13 protein-coding genes and 3 pseudogenes are annotated in these 14,503 nt (G+C 58.9%); 13 read left to right on the top strand and 3 right to left on the bottom strand.

What is annotated here, in order from left to right:
- Positions 1-25 precede the first annotated feature (25 nt).
- The 6 genes from AAFO90_RS18090 to AAFO90_RS18065 all read left to right on the top strand — a co-directional run bounded on the left by AAFO90_RS18090 (position 26) and on the right by AAFO90_RS18065 (position 6,089).
- Positions 26-412 carry a hypothetical protein gene (locus AAFO90_RS18090; protein WP_347510263.1) on the top strand — a complete coding sequence of 129 codons (387 nt, stop codon included), beginning with the start codon at positions 26-28 and terminating at the stop codon, positions 410-412.
- Positions 409-1,119, top strand: a complete 711-nt coding sequence (locus AAFO90_RS18085; RefSeq protein ID WP_347510262.1) for a hypothetical protein — start codon at positions 409-411, stop codon at positions 1,117-1,119. The genes AAFO90_RS18090 and AAFO90_RS18085 overlap by 4 nt, the downstream gene beginning before the upstream one ends.
- Entirely contained in the window at positions 1,116-1,634 is a 519-nt protein-coding gene (locus AAFO90_RS18080) for a hypothetical protein (RefSeq protein ID WP_347510261.1), read from the top strand. Before AAFO90_RS18085 ends, AAFO90_RS18080 begins: the two co-directional genes overlap by 4 nt.
- Before the next feature lie 198 nt (positions 1,635-1,832).
- Positions 1,833-2,132 (top strand): hypothetical protein, encoded by a 300-nt coding sequence (locus AAFO90_RS18075; protein ID WP_085633405.1) that lies wholly within the window; start codon positions 1,833-1,835, stop codon positions 2,130-2,132.
- Positions 2,129-4,840 (top strand): relaxase/mobilization nuclease domain-containing protein, encoded by a 2,712-nt coding sequence (locus AAFO90_RS18070; RefSeq protein ID WP_347510260.1) that lies wholly within the window; start codon positions 2,129-2,131, stop codon positions 4,838-4,840. Before AAFO90_RS18075 ends, AAFO90_RS18070 begins: the two co-directional genes overlap by 4 nt.
- Positions 4,841-5,063: 223 nt before the next feature.
- Positions 5,064-6,089, top strand: a complete 1,026-nt coding sequence (locus AAFO90_RS18065; RefSeq protein ID WP_347510259.1) for an IS110 family transposase — start codon at positions 5,064-5,066, stop codon at positions 6,087-6,089.
- 271 nt (positions 6,090-6,360) lie between these two features.
- On the opposite strand, the pseudogene AAFO90_RS18060 reads toward AAFO90_RS18065, so the two are convergent.
- Positions 6,361-6,801: pseudogene (locus AAFO90_RS18060) on the bottom strand (transposase); the annotation flags it as partial.
- A 102-nt stretch (positions 6,802-6,903) separates the two neighbouring features.
- Here AAFO90_RS18060 and AAFO90_RS18055 point away from each other — a divergent pair.
- Positions 6,904-7,149: pseudogene (locus AAFO90_RS18055) on the top strand (IS256 family transposase); the annotation flags it as partial.
- 250 nt (positions 7,150-7,399) lie between these two features.
- The gene (locus tag AAFO90_RS18050; RefSeq protein WP_347510275.1) at positions 7,400-8,776 is read left to right on the top strand and encodes an ISNCY family transposase; all 1,377 of its coding nucleotides are present in this window, start codon (positions 7,400-7,402) and stop codon (positions 8,774-8,776) included.
- On the opposite strand, the gene AAFO90_RS18045 is transcribed toward AAFO90_RS18050, so the two are convergent.
- The gene (locus AAFO90_RS18045) at positions 8,762-9,487 is read right to left on the bottom strand and encodes a hypothetical protein (RefSeq protein ID WP_347510258.1); all 726 of its coding nucleotides are present in this window, start codon (positions 9,485-9,487) and stop codon (positions 8,762-8,764) included. The genes AAFO90_RS18050 and AAFO90_RS18045 overlap by 15 nt on opposite strands.
- A gap of 146 nt (positions 9,488-9,633) precedes the next feature.
- On the opposite strand from AAFO90_RS18045, the gene AAFO90_RS18040 reads away from it, so the two are divergent.
- From AAFO90_RS18040 to AAFO90_RS18025, 4 genes are all read left to right on the top strand, one after another.
- Positions 9,634-9,864 carry a PfkB family carbohydrate kinase gene (locus tag AAFO90_RS18040; protein WP_347510257.1) on the top strand — a complete coding sequence of 77 codons (231 nt, stop codon included), beginning with the start codon at positions 9,634-9,636 and terminating at the stop codon, positions 9,862-9,864.
- A gap of 298 nt (positions 9,865-10,162) precedes the next feature.
- Positions 10,163-10,618 (top strand): transposase, encoded by a 456-nt coding sequence (locus AAFO90_RS18035; protein ID WP_347510256.1) that lies wholly within the window; start codon positions 10,163-10,165, stop codon positions 10,616-10,618.
- 26 nt (positions 10,619-10,644) lie between these two features.
- The gene (tnpB, locus tag AAFO90_RS18030) at positions 10,645-10,968 is read left to right on the top strand and encodes an IS66 family insertion sequence element accessory protein TnpB (protein WP_347510255.1); all 324 of its coding nucleotides are present in this window, start codon (positions 10,645-10,647) and stop codon (positions 10,966-10,968) included.
- 63 nt (positions 10,969-11,031) lie between these two features.
- Positions 11,032-12,720, top strand: a complete 1,689-nt coding sequence (locus tag AAFO90_RS18025) for an IS66 family transposase (protein ID WP_347510254.1) — start codon at positions 11,032-11,034, stop codon at positions 12,718-12,720.
- A 53-nt stretch (positions 12,721-12,773) separates the two neighbouring features.
- On the opposite strand, the pseudogene AAFO90_RS18020 reads toward AAFO90_RS18025, so the two are convergent.
- A pseudogene (locus AAFO90_RS18020) lies at positions 12,774-13,365 on the bottom strand (IS6 family transposase).
- Between the two features lie 624 nt (positions 13,366-13,989).
- On the opposite strand from AAFO90_RS18020, the gene AAFO90_RS18015 reads away from it, so the two are divergent.
- Positions 13,990-14,364, top strand: a complete 375-nt coding sequence (locus AAFO90_RS18015) for a hypothetical protein (protein WP_347510253.1) — start codon at positions 13,990-13,992, stop codon at positions 14,362-14,364.
- Positions 14,365-14,503: the final 139 nt, after the last annotated feature.

Raw genomic sequence — 14,503 nt, 5'->3', positions numbered from 1 at the left:
TGCCGTGTAGAGCGAGGATAACAGCATGGCACTCAAACCGGAACACCTGAAAGACGCGAAGGCAGCGCTCAAGTCGATGTCGGCGCAACGGGAGAAGAAACTGACAAGGGCCGATTTCGTCACCGGCCTGATCAAGGATATACACGCGAAGATGACGGCTGGGTTCTCTCTGGAAGAGATCTGCGCCGAACTCAACAAGACGCTCCCGGATGGCGAGCAGTTCAAGGTGAACACGTTTAAAACCTACGTGCGCCGCGCCAGAACTCAGGCCGGGATCGCGCCGACACGGTCATGGACGCGCCGGACCGGTCCTGCGGAAACCAGGATACAGGCCGTCCCGGACAAGGGCATGACAAAGGGTCAAAAAGAGGCCCCCGCATCCGATTTTCGAGATCAAGGAGGCGACCTGTGAAGCGGATTTTTTTCATACATGGGGACAAAGGCGGCGTCGGCAAAACCGAAGTCGCAAAGCGGATGGCCGCCGTGATGCTCCAGAATGGCCTACCGGTCACATTGGTCGATGGCGACAACAAAAACCCGGGCCTCCACGCGGCGTTTCAAGACGGGAAACTGGATGTCCACTGCATCAACGTCATGACACCCACAGGCCGCAATGCCCTCTTTGACGTCATCGCGGAAAGCCCAGGGGATGTCCTGATTGATTTGCCCGCGCGGGGCTCGGACGTCACAAAGAAGCTGAATCAGGGCGGCGCTTCTGAAGATGGGTTCAGCCTCGAATTGCTGCTGACCGAGATCGACGCCGAATTGACTATTGTCTTCGTGATCGATCAGACCCGGTCGCCGCTCGTCGCACTCAAGGCGGAACTGGCGGCCCTCCCAGATGCCACGCGCTGGATCGTCGTACGCAACTGGCGCGAGGACCGCGATTTCAGATTGTTCGACACGACCCAGGTCAAAGCTGATCTCGAAGCGCGCGGGGCAGCCATTATCGACATGATCCGGCTCGACCCCCGTGTGAATGATATTCTGGAGAACGGATCCCTGAACCTGATCACCGCACAAACCTCGGATAAGCTTTCCACGCTTCAGAAGATGCGCGTAAAGGCAGCTGTCAGGTCCTGGTCCGAGCAGATGAAGATTGCTGGGCTTATCGAATGACCGAGCTTCCGGAAGACTTGTTCACCCAGATCTACCGTCGCGCACCTACCGAACAAGACCGGGCCCGGTTGTTGGGGGTTAAGGCGGGTCTTGGTCTCTCCCCGCGGGACGAACTCTGGCCGGTCATCATGGTTCTCGATTACTATGACCGCGCAATCAGGTCGGGCCGGATTGATACCTTGCGATACGTCGAGCGCGTTCTGGACGAGTTGCAAGCGATCCCGGACCGTGCCGGCCCGATCGCCAGCGCCGAGGCGCAGAAAGCGATCGCACGGATCATTGAGCAGGCCTCCGACAAGATCGCCCGAAACGCGGCGCAAAAATCGATCACGACAGCCGACCGCATCTCCCGGCGGCAGCTTATTGTCGCGGCCGTGGTCGGTGCCCTTGTTGCCGCATGCCTCGCCGGTACCACGGCTTGGGGGATGTATCTCTTTCTCGAAGCTCGAGGCCTCTGCGCCGAGCCGCCGTTCCTGACCGACGGCGGCCAAATCGGATGTTTCGTTCAGCGGTGATGGGCTGATCTCCTTCTCCGCCAGATGGCGTCGGCGGGATCAGCTATGGGCGTTAGGGGAAGGGGTGCGTTAGGTTTTTTCACGGAGGGGTCATAAAAAGGAAGAAGGGCGAATTGGGGCTGAGCGGACATGGCACGGTCAGGTGACGGGAAACAGAGATCAAACCGCCGGAGAAGGAACAACCTCCTTCAGCAGCGGGTGGACGATGAAGAGCTGCACCGGTTCATCGCGCGGGCACGCAGGGCCGGGTTTACGAACCACCGTGATTATCATGCTGCTTTCGTCTTCGGTGAGGCCGAGCTTGAGCGCCGCGAGCGCCATGACCTGCTGCGCATCAAAGGCGAGCTGGGAAAGCAAGGCTCCAACTTGAACCAACTCGCCTATGCCGCGAACGCAGGGCGTCTCACCGTCTTTTCGGCCGATGACATGCGCGTGATTCATGATGCCATCGCCGCTGTTGAGAAGGCCTCCGCAGAGATCCGGGCCCTGCTGGCATGATCGGCGAGGCGATCAAGAGAGAGGGGGAGAAGGGGTCCGGTGGCCGCCCGGACGCCTTCAAGCCTGGCGTGGCCTATGTCTGCGGCAAGGCGGCCCGCGTAGAGCTGCGCAACCTCGCCTCAAGCGACTGGCAGAACGCGGCCGAGGACATGCGCCTTACGTCCGAGCTGAACAGCAGGTGCATTAAACCGTATTACCATCTGGTCCTCAGTTGGCATGAACTGGAGCAGCCGACGGACGACCAGATGATTGAGGCCGCGGACCACATGATCCGCAGCCTGAGGCTCGAGGACCATCAGATCGTCATCGGGACGCATCACGACACAAAACGGCGACACGTCCACTTGGTCTGTAACACCGTTCACCCCATCACCGGAAAGGTCTGGTCAAAGTCGAATGATCATCTCCGGATCGAAAAGGCTTGCCGCGAGATCGAACTGGCACAAGGCTGGTCGCATGACCGGGGCCGGTTTGACTTCGATGTCTCGGCCGACGGCGCAGTCGCGTTGAAGCCCAACCCGGAGGCCTGGGACAAGAAGCAGGCTGCCCGGGACGCCGGGCAGAGGCCAAAAACCTCCGGCGCCCGAAAGTTTGAGAAATCGATCGGGATCGAGTCATTCGAACACAGCATCCCCAACGCCCTGAAGGCCCGGTTTGCAGAGGTCGTTGCCTCCGCGCGGGACTGGCAGGGCCTTCACGCCGAACTCGGGGCGCTCGGGCTGCGATATTACAGGGCCGGGTCCGGCGCGCGGATCGGCATCCTGGGCAGCACCGAATTCGCGAAAGCCTCGGCCTTTGGGTCGAAGTTCTCCATCGGCAGGATGGAGGCACGGCTCGGGGCCTATGAAGATCCGGGCGGCGCATACGTCAATGATCGCAAAGGAGATCATAAGGAGATAGAAAGCCTATCCGGGGTGTTCTCGGAGGAAGATCGAAAAGCAACCGCATCCTCGGCGTTCAAGCTGACCCTCTTGCGCCGTATTTACTGTGATCTCCATCTCGATCCCGCCGTGTCTGAGGCGGTCCGCTTTGTCGATCTGCAGGATGTCCACCCTCAGATCACCTTCAGGGACAACGTGACCCTGGTCGATCATGGCGACCGCCTCTCGACATCGCGCAGCACTCGGGAGACGCGCGCGGCCATGATTGCGATCGCCAAGGCAAAGGGATGGTCCTCCGTGCGACCTGAGGGGTCATCTGACTTCGTGCGCCTGATATCGCTTGAGGCGGCGCGGGCCGGTCTGTCCGTACATGGCGTCCCGAAGGATATTCAGGCCCAGTGTGATGCGATCCTTGACCGTCTGGAGCGTCAGCAGCGCCGGATCGATACCGACGCCCGGGCGGCGCAGATGGCGGCCCAGGAGACCATCGCCCACCGAGATCAGGCGATCGAGGAAAATGACGCAGAACGGGCAGAAGCCGCGACCGAAGTCGAGATCAAGACAGCTGAAGCCAGAGCCGTGATCGACGCCATCGGTTCCGGGCGTGACCCCGTCCGGTCGGCCCTACGGACCGTGGCGCGCGGGGAAGAAAAGCGGATCACAGCAGAACTGCCAGATCGCCGGAGCGTCGCGAACCCGCAACCCGCACCGGACGTCGATCGCGGCGACAGCAGCAAGAAGCGGCGGATCGCTCAGGTGATCAAAGAGAACGACCATCATGAGTTGGACAAGATGCGTGCCGTCCATGTCGATGAGGTTGCCGCACGCGGTGGCTGGTCCTACGCCCGCAAACACAAAGACGGGCACAACGACCCGCAGGGCCGGGATCGGCGCACCTATGTGCGGGGTGCTGAGACCATCAAAGCGACGCGGAAAGAGGCGGTCTGGGTCTGGACGAATAACAAGACCGGCGCCTCTGGCTCGGTCATCGACCTCTGGCTGTCGGACAACGCCGGATCCACCTTGGGTGATGCGCGCAAGGCGTTCCGCGAGATCATGGGTGCCGACACCCCGAAACCGGCGCCCACGGCAGCGCACCGCCGGGGCGACAGCCCACGGGACCACACCGAGGCCCGGCGCAGATGGGAGGACGCGCCCTATATCGAGGATCAGCGGACCTATGCAGAGGATCGGGGCATCTCGACATCGACGCTCCAGCGCTTTCGAGCCGATGTGCGCTGTGGCGCCTTTGGCGGCATCTACTTCGCCCATCGCAACCCCGAGACCGGCGATATCGTAGGGTTCGAACAGCGGTGGGAGAAGGATGGGCGGAAGAACACCGCGCGCTTCGCCAAGGGTGGCCTGAAGACGGTCTCCGTCCTCGGCAATCAGAAAACCGCCACGCGCATGGTGGTGTTCGAAGGCGGCCTCGACGCCCTCGCGCTTGCGGAACTCGAATCCTGGGAGGACACGATCTATGTCAGCACCGGCGGTGGGTTCGGGCCGAGAACGGAGACGGCCCTCGTCAAGCTGGCCGAGGGTCGGCAGGTGCTGTCAGGTTTCGACAATGACGCCGCGGGGGATGTCCTGCACAGGCAGCTCGCCGGGCTTCTGCCGCAGGTGACGCGTCTTGCGCCGGCCTCACGGGTCGAGGGCAGCACGCAGCCCAGCAAGGACTGGCTCGATGTTCTCAATGCCTCTAAAGGTGCATCCTCGCCCGCCATGCAGCCAGCCCGTCCCCGATCCGTCGGTGAAGTTGAAAACGAAGTCCAGCAGCCCGTGCGCTCCCCACATTTAGATGAGCCTGAAATGCCAGGTCCTGGCTGACCTAAAATGCGTTGCAGCGCGACAAACAGAGATGAGGTTGCGTCACACCGTCTCCCAAAAGTGATCACGGCGTCTCTTGAAATGAAGAAACATGAGGGCGGCAGACCTTATGATACAATCCTGCCCCCTACCGGAATTGATGCGGTGGATGCCCCCTCCTCGAACGGCATCGCGATGTGCCATGGTGGTTATTCAACCACCACCAAAGAGAAAGGGAGCACCCATGGAAGAAGATATCATCATTGGCGTTGATCTGGCAAAGAACGTTTTCCAGCTGCACGGCGCGCGCCGGGATGGACAGGTTGTGTTTCGGAAGAAATTGAGCCGACCACAATTTGCCAAGTTTTGCGCCGAACATCCACGCAGCCTTTTCGCCATGGAAGCCTGCGCGACAGCCCATTATTGGGCACGCGAACTGATGTCGTTGGGTCATGAAGTGAGGCTCATTCCACCGATCTATGTCAAGCCATTCGTAAAGCGCCACAAGAATGATGCGGCAGATGCGGAGGCCATCACCGAAGCTGCGCTGCGGCCCAACATGTCCTTTGTCGTGCCAAAATCCGCTGAAACCCAGGCACTGACCATGATGATGCGCACACGGGACCAGCTGTTGGAGCAACGCACTGCAACCGTGAACGCCTTGCGCGGCCATCTTGCGGAATTCGGGCTGATTGCACCTGTTGGGTTGAAGAATGTTGAGCGGCTCCGGAAGCTGGTCGATGTCCATCCTGATCTTCCGGAACTGGTCGTGACGATGGCCAAGTTGCATTTCAACCGCATCGACCAGCTCTCGGAAGAGGTCGATACGCTCACCGGGCGGATCAAGAGCCATTGCGCCGACAGTCCAAAGGCACGACGGTTGCAAACCATGCCCGGCATTGGGCCGATTGCCGCGATGGTGATCGAAGCGTTTGCGCCAGACATGAAGTGCTTTGAAAAAGGGCGGGACTTCGCGGCTTGGCTTGGTTTGGTCCCCAAACAGCATTCGACGGGAGGCAAAACCCGACTTGGACAGACCAGTAAAATGGGTCAAAAGGACATTCGCCGCGCGCTGATTATCGGCGCGATGAGCTGCATTGCCGCCGCCGCGCGGCGCGGCAAACGCTGCCATCCTTGGCTACAAGACAAGCTGGACCGCAAACCAAAGATGGTGGCCGCTGTGGCACTCGCCAATAGAATGGCCCGCCAGATTTGGGCAATGATCACCAGAGAACAAGGCTACCAGTCAAATCAGGAGGTGGCCGCATAAGCTTCTGTCCCGCTTGCATTAAGTGGGCAGATGGCAAGGAATGCTCTGAAGTGATGGACGTCGATTGAACAGATCCTGATTGGAAAGCCAGATAGGGGTAGGGCGCTTACAGCCCGCGGAATCGAATTGGACCCAATCAGCGAACTGACCATCATGGCCCGCGGCGCGTAAAAGCCGCAACACGAGGCCGAATACACGACCGCAATCAAATCGCTGGAAATCAGCTCAGGAAATCCTTGCAAAACCGGGGGCATCCATACACTACCCCATGTTGGCGGGCCTGGTTTGCGACACGCACGGCCGTCGCACGTGCGCGCACAAGGTCACGCATCGCTTCATGCTCAACGTCCGGAACCCAAACGGCGGTTAATTCGTTGGCTCGATGTAATTTGGCAAGCATCCGTGCATCACGACGATCGGTCTTCACACGGTCGCCTGCTTTCACAGGAATGAGCGAGGGGGCGACAACCATGCAATCATGTCCAAGCTCAACGAGCTCTCGGTAAAGGCCATAACCACAAGGCCCCGCTTCATAACAGAAATATAACTGATGACCTTTGGCGCCCAGTTGCTCGGCAAGCTTGCGGACACGATCTGGCCGATTGGGCAGCTTGCCCCAGTCCCGAACCTCCCCACCGCGCTCGCCATCAGCAACAGCTACTGAGATTGTGGCTTTGTGGACGTCTAGGCCAATAAATATGCTATCCTTCACTTGGTCTCTCCTCCATTCTTGAGGCTCTGCGCCAAAAAACTGGCACAACCCTCGTTGCAGAATGCCGAAGGAGAGGCCGCCGGTCTATTTGACGTCGAATGCGATCATAAGGTCTGGAAGCACATCCGAACGTCAAATCCGATCGAAAGCACCTTCGCCACCGTCCGGCACCGCACGAAACGCACCAAGGGATGCCTCAGCCGCAAAACCGGGCTGGCTATGGCGTTCAAGTTGATGATGTCGGCGCAGAAGAAATGGCGCAAACTCGACGGCCGGAACCGCCTGCCCGAGATCATCCAAGGGGTTGAGTTCCGCGACGGCCTCCGCCAACTTCAAGCTGCCGCCTGATCAGACGTCACCAACTTCTGCGCATATCTCATTTCGATGATCTCCAGATGGCGAAATCGTGTCCTAGCGAGACCGCATGATGAGGGTCAAACCGTATCCATTGCAGATGCGGCCTGTGCAGTATCCGCCAAAATATTACATAATTATCATTATGTGCAGTTACGGTGTACGCGCAAAGTTAAAATGTCCCACATCTGCAAATTAGAAGTGTCACACTTCCCTTTCGTTGAGGAAGGATTGGAGAGTGACCGTGGGATGGGTTGTAATGAGCGAGCGCGAGCTGAATCGGATTGAGATCCTCAGTCAGGTTTCCCAGGGGCGGATGTCGGCCGTTGCCGCGGCCAATGTGCTCGGGCTGAGCCGACGACAGGTTCACAGGCTGCTGAAGCGGCTCGAGACCGAAGGTGCTGCATCAATCCGTCATAAGGCACGGGGTCGACCATCGAACCGTCGGATCGACCCCGGCTTGCGTGAGTTTGCCGTTTCGTTGGTTCGCGAACAGTTTGCGGATTTTGGTCCGACACTGGCAGCCGAGAAGTTGGAAGAACTTCACGGGCTGAAAGTGTCGCGCGAGACATTGCGCAAGTGGATGGTCGAGGATGGGCTCTGGCAGTCGCGGAAACAGCGGCGCACATTCCACCAGCCGCGGTTGCGTCGGGAATGCTTTGGCGAGCTCGTTCAGATCGACGGATCGGATCACCGTTGGTTCGAGGATCGTGCCCCGTCCTGCACTCTGCTCGTCTTCATCGACGATGCCACCAGTACTCTGATGCAGCTGCGGTTTGTGAAGTCGGAAAGCACGTTCAGTTACTTTGAAGCCCTGAAGGGTTACCTGGCCGATCATGGTCGCCCGGTAGCCTTCTATTCCGACAAGCACGCGGTGTTCCGGGTCGCGCAGCAAGGTGCGAAGTCCGGCCATGGCATGACCCAATTCGGCCGGGCGATGAATGAGCTCAACATAGAGATCCTTTGCGCCAACAGCTCGCAGGCCAAGGGTCGCGTCGAGCGTGCCAACCGCACATTACAGGACCGGTTGGTGAAGGAACTGCGGCTTGCTGGTATCTCGGACATGGAGGCAGGCAACGCCTTCCTGCCCGGCTTTATCGAGCGCTACAATGCGAAGTTCGCCAAGGTGCCACGTCGACCAGATAACCTGCACCGAGCCCTAAACGTCGAACCGGATCGGCTGCGTGGCATTCTATGTTTGCGCGACGAACGCTATGTCAGCCAGCAACTGGCGTTTTCCTATGATCGGCGAAGGATCATCCTCGAAGAGAACGACGTCACGCGCGGGCTGCCGGGCAAATATGTGGATTGTTACGAGTTCCCCGATGGCCAGCTGGAGTTCCGTTGGAAGGGCGTCTCGCTCCCCTACTCCGTCTTCGACAAGGATCAGCGCGTGACCCATGCCGCGATCACCGAGAACAAGCATTTGAGCGCGGTGCTCGAGTTCATCAAGCATGAACAGGACAAGGCGCCACCCAAAAAACGGCGCGCGGGCAAGCAGCGCACACGCTATGAGCCAACAGGCCGCAGATCGCCAGGAAGACCTTCGAAGCTGGACGCCTATTACGAGCGCAAACACGCCGAGCAGGATGCGGCAGCTGTGGCATCAGACAAGGCGTAAAGCGGCCTGACCATCGGTTTCGAGTTTAAGGGCTGCGTGCCAGAGTGGCGTCTTGTAAAATGTGCCGTCGTCCCAAATCCTCAGCCCCTCCCGATCTTCCCAAAGCAGGCCGAGCCAACACAGTGGCTGCAAGACGCAGAATTTCAGCGCAAACCGCATGTCGCTGTGCTCCGGATCGTAGCGGTCCTTTTCTTCCCACCCGTAAAGCGTTTTGAGAAGATGTGCTAAGGTACACCCTGCCCGCGCCTCGACGTTGATCACGTTCAGAAAGATGTCCCAGTTGCCAAAGGGACCACCCCGGGCTTCGATCCGTTCATCATGGATGAACCGATAAAGATAAACCGGAGCGGTCAGATCAAAAAAGACGTCAGATGCTTCCGCTATCTCCCGTCCTTTCTTAGTCGCAACCAGCTTACCCTTGTAACGACGAAGAAGCTTCAGATGACGCAGCAACCCATGCACCGGGAACAAAGGTGGCATTTTGTATTCATCCAGCACCTTGTTCATTTCGAATAACTCGGTGGCGGTGTAATCTGGCCATTCGAAGTGTTCCGCAGCCCAATGCACAAACTTGCGGTTGAAGGCGCCTGATTGCGTCAGCCCGATCCCGCCGTTTTCGTTGGCATAACGCAACGCAAGCGTCATCCCACGCACCAGCGGCGAGTGTTTCAGGACATCAGCATCTGAGTGAAGTTTGAGCGTCGGAAGCATGTCACCACGCTATCCTCGACACCTCAGACCCGCAATCCGCAAGGCTTTTCAGCCCTCCGATATATGACGTCTACGGGCTGAAAAGCCTTGCTCCCGCAGCGCCCAGTAGTGACATTTCTACTTTGCAAAGCCGGTGACAATTCTAAGTGGTTGCAACATACGGGACGGGCCGAATACTCGCCGCAACTGCCGACGGGGGCGATATTGATCTACCTAGACCTGTGCCTGTATCGCCCCTGGACACGACCGGCGCGGGGGACAGTTTCAACGCTGCCTACTTAGCGGCTCGATTGGCCGAAGAGACGATTGAGGTGGCCGCAGAAAAGGGTCAAGCGCTGTCCGCGAAAGTTGTGAGAGTCCGTGGCGGGCTTCTATGAGTTCTGAAGAACAGTGGTCAAATGACAACTCGGAGCGCTCACGCGTATAGTCGCACAAACGGTGACATCAGCCAATGCTTTCATTTTGCGGCAAAGAAATCAGGCGGCTTGGCATTGTCAGGTTATTTTTGACAAACCGCGGGAAAGGAGCCTCGTACTGATTTCAGGCGACCAGCTCGTTTGAATATTCGGTCCAAAGATAAAACGCATCGTAAGCGCCGTCCCGTTCCCATTGATTTCATAGATTCCGTTCCGCGCCGAATTTGGCGACCTGTACTCCATGGAGATGGAGGTAAACATGGCAGACGTCAGTGGATTTGTAGGGCCGTGCGAGGTTGCCGAGCCGCGTCGGGGGAACCGGCGTTGGCCGGATGATGAGAAGGCGCGGATTGTGGCCGAGAGTTTTCAGCCGGGGGCGCGGGTTGTCGATGTGGCCAGACGGCATGACATCATTCCGCACCAGCTTTCGGATTGGCGCCGTCTGGCGCGTCAGGGCAAGCTGGTTCTGCCTGAGGATTTGATGGCGTCAGTTTCCCAGGCCGAAACGGCCGTCAATGATCCGGAACCGGCCTTCGTGCCGCTGCAGATCGCTCTGACATCGCAGGTCGAGGCAGCTCCGTCAGAAGCGGTACAGGACCCAGCATGTGACGCGCTGACGGTAGAGATCGGGTCGGATGTCGTGGTCCGTATTCCCGCCGCTGCAGATGTGGCACGGGCCGCGGCATTGATCCGGGCCGTGCGAGGGACGTCGTGATTATTGCGGGGCAGCGGTTGCCGATCGTGATCGCGACCAAGCCGGTGGATTTTCGGCGCGGCCACGATGGGCTGGCAGCTACGGTGCAGAATGAGTTGGGGCTTGACCCGCATTCCGGTCTGACCTTGGTGTTCCGGTCCAAGCGTGGGGACAAATTGAAGATCCTGGTCTGGGACGGAACTGGCCTGGTTCTGATCTACAAACGCCTGGAAGTTTCCAATTTCGTCTGGCCGAAAATCCAGGACGGGATCATGCATCTGACCCGGGCTCAGTATGAGGCCCTGTTCGAAGGTCTCGATTGGCGGCGGATGGTGGCAAAGCCGGTTGTTGCGCCCGCTGCGGCAGGGTGACTCAGGGCATGCTTTGAGCCATGTTTTATTGGGCTTTTCTGTCCCGTCGGGGTAGAAAAGCCCATGTCGCAGCCGTTTGATCTACGCCAGTTTCCCGGTCTGCCGCCCGAGGTCGTGAAGGCCTTTGAGGCGCAGCAGGCCGCGCTTGAAAAGGCGCAGTTCGAGGCCTCGGTCGAGCGGGCCGCGCGGCAACACGAACAGGTTATCGGCGCTGAGAAAGACACCTTCATCGCCGAGTTGAAGGCAATGGTCGAGAAGCTGGAAAGCCAGGTGGCCGATCACCGTCGCACCAGGTTTGGGCCAAAATCCGAAAAGCTGAACTCCGATCAGCTCGAACTGGCGCTGGAAGATCTGGAAACCGCCATCGCGGAAACGCAGGCAGACATCGCCTCCATCGAAGATAAACTCAAACAGCAAAACCCGGAGAAGGACAAGAAAGCCCGCAAACCGCGCAAGCCACGCAGCCTGCCGGCCAATCTGCCAAGGGTCGAACGGGTGATCGAGCCCGATAGCATTGCCTGCCCGTGCGGCTGTGGCGATATGGTCAAGATCGGGGAGGATCGCAGCAACCGGCTGGATTACATTCCGGCCCGCTATCAGGTCATCGTCACGGTTCGGCCCAAATACGCCTGCCCCAAGGGGCGGGCGGGGGTGGTGCAAGCCAAAGCCCCCGCGCATCTTCTGGAAAACAGCTGGCCGACCGAGGCCCTGCTGGCCCAGATCGCCCTCGCCAAATATTGCGAACACATGCCATTGAACCGCCAGGCCGTGGCCATGGCGCGCAATGGCGTGCCGATCGACCGGTCCGTCCTGTCGGACTGGATGGGGCGCACCGGGGCGCTGATCGCGCCGGTGGTCGACCGGATGGCGGAGCTGCTGCTGAAGGGCAGCACACGGCTTTATGTCGACGAAACCACCGCCCCGGTGCTGGACCCCGGCCGCGGCAAGACCAAGACCGGGTATTTCTGGGCGATCCTGCGCGATGACCGGGGGTGGAACGGGCCCGCACCGCCTGGTGTTGTGTTCCACTATCGCCCCGGCCGCAAAGGCGAATACGCTGCAGAAATTCTCAAGGGCTTCAATGGAACCATCCAGGTCGATGCCTATGCGGGCTACACCGCCCTGTCGACACCCAAGCGACAGGATGGCAAGCCGCTGAAGCTGGCGTATTGCTGGTCTCATGGGCGAAGGTCGCTGATCAAAGCCAAGCCCAAGGCCGGATCGCCGATTGTCGATGAGGCCTTGCTGCGCATCGCTGCGCTTTACCGGATCGAGGGCGGCATCCGGGGTATGCCGCATGATCATCGCCATGCAGTGCGGCAAGAGCGATCCCGCCCGCTGGTCGATGAGTTCTTCGCCTGGCTGACGGCGCAAGCGGCCCGCGTCTCACGCAAATCCGATCTGGGCAAGGCAATCGCCTACATGCTCAAGCGGCAGGACGGCTTTCGTCTCTTTTTGGATGATGGACATGTCGACATGGATTCCAACCTTGTCGAGAACGCCATCCGAAGCCAGGCTATGAACCGCCGCAACGCGCTGTTTGCCGGTCATGATGACGGGGCCCGTTGCTGGGCTCGATATGCCAGCCTGATTGGCTCCTGCAAAATGAACGGCGTCGAACCTTACGCCTATCTGCTCGACCTGTTTAACAAGCTGGCGCAAGGGCATCTCGATAAAGACATCGATGCCCTTATGCCATGGGCCTACGCCGCCTCCGTTCCAGCCGAAATGAGCTCGCCCGGGACTCCTTGAAGAGCTCGCTCGCGCCCAACCAAGAACAAGTCAAAACACGCTGCTGGAACAATTCAATGGCACGGGGACGGCGGATACAACGCATCGGTTCGTGCATGGCGATAGGAACGGGCTGAAAGACGGTGGCGGGGACTATCCTGAATTTTGTGCCCTGGCGTGGTAGCTCAATTTTGAGGAGGCCCATGATCTTCTCTCGCCGCCTCGTGTGCCGGTGCGAAGCCTCGGCGCGATTGTTCAATCCTTTGTGTTGGCGATGCTCGATCCCCGGTGCCAAGTCCGCCTTCGCAGCCCAGCCGCCTTGTTGCGGCGGGGCTGAACCAGGATATCAAGTACATCCCCGCTGGCATCGACGGCGCGCCAAATCCAATGTTTGCGACCCTTGATCGGCACGACGACTTCGTCGATGTGCCATTTGTCGGAAGAGCAGGGTCGATCCCGCCGGACCTTGGCCGCGAACTGAACACCGAAGCGCGCGACCCAGTCCCGGATCGTTTCGTAGGAAACCGTGATGCCCCGCGCCGCCAGAAGATCCTCAACGTCACGCAGGCTGAGGGTAAAACGATGGTATGCCCAAACCGCGTAGCCGATGACTGAGCGCGGGAAACGGAAACCCTTGAGGCGGGAAAGATCAGAAAGATTCAACATGCCATCGCGCTAAAAGGGTCGGTCGGGCTCAACAACCTGACAATGCCGTCCAAACCTGAAAGCGATCAGGCTGGACCCTTATGCATGCAAAATATTCGGAGAATCTTACTCATTCGGGAAAAATAGCGCGCAGCCCGGCTGCCTCACACGACCTGCCGACTTGGTGGTCGGCGAGGCGATCCAGTTCAGGTCTCCGGCTTCTGCCGCAGATTTTCTGTTTGCAGGGCAGCGTGGAGATGAACGATGGGTCAATATTTGAGCTCTTTAGAGGCGTCGGAATTCCTAGCAGAAATTCTACGGCGTCCAGTACACTCCGTCCCGCCTAGGCCAGGCAAAATTTCAGGATCTTGGCATCTGGACAGTACATCATAGTTGAAATATATTCAGTAGCGACAAGGTTCTTCAGTGAGCCTCGGGCCCCGACGATAGAGCGGATCGCCTTAAAGGTCATCTAACATGATTTTTGATTGAGGCTGCTTGCTTTTCGCAGGCACGTCTTGGGCTAACCACGGCCTGATGTGGTCTTGCGAACTCTGTTGGATGACCTGTCAAACTCGGCCTATACAGTCTTTTGTCAGACAAAACTCGGAGTTCGCACTTTATTAATTGTGCGGACGACTGGCTATGACCTACACGACTATTTCTCAAATTGCCCGCCGTTGGCGGGTTGACCGGGCCACGGCCCGCATTGCCTTGGCCGATGCGGAGATCCCAACTTCCGATTTTCACACATCCCCACGCTACCACGTGGGCGAAATTCTGCGAAAAATCGAAAACCTTCCCGATGATCTCCACCACGAGATCGACCTCGAGACTCCTCTCCTGCGTGCCGATGAGCTGGCGGATCACCTGGGCGTGACACCGCAGACGGTGCGCAATTACGGGCAAGCAGGTCGCCTTCACGTCGTGAAGCTCACCAAGCACACCGCCCGCTACATGCTCCCGCCTATGCGAAAATGCAAAAGTGAGACGAAAACTGCCGATCCTGACCAAAGGTGAGGATGTGGCAAAAAGGATTGTGTCCCGGGAACTGGTGTAACTTTGTTCTTCGGCCTTAGCTCGGCCGCAATTACAGGGCGGCGATTTCCGCCGGGTCCATGGGAGCAGTGTCGCAAATCGCGGCGACGGTTTCCAGTGT

Origin of the sequence: Phaeobacter sp. CAU 1743, from assembly GCF_039839315.1 — a bacterium.
Classification (GTDB): domain Bacteria; phylum Pseudomonadota; class Alphaproteobacteria; order Rhodobacterales; family Rhodobacteraceae; genus Phycobacter; species Phycobacter gallaeciensis_A.
Note: the sequence above shows the minus strand (reverse complement) of the source record. Positions and strands in the feature narration are given on the sequence as shown.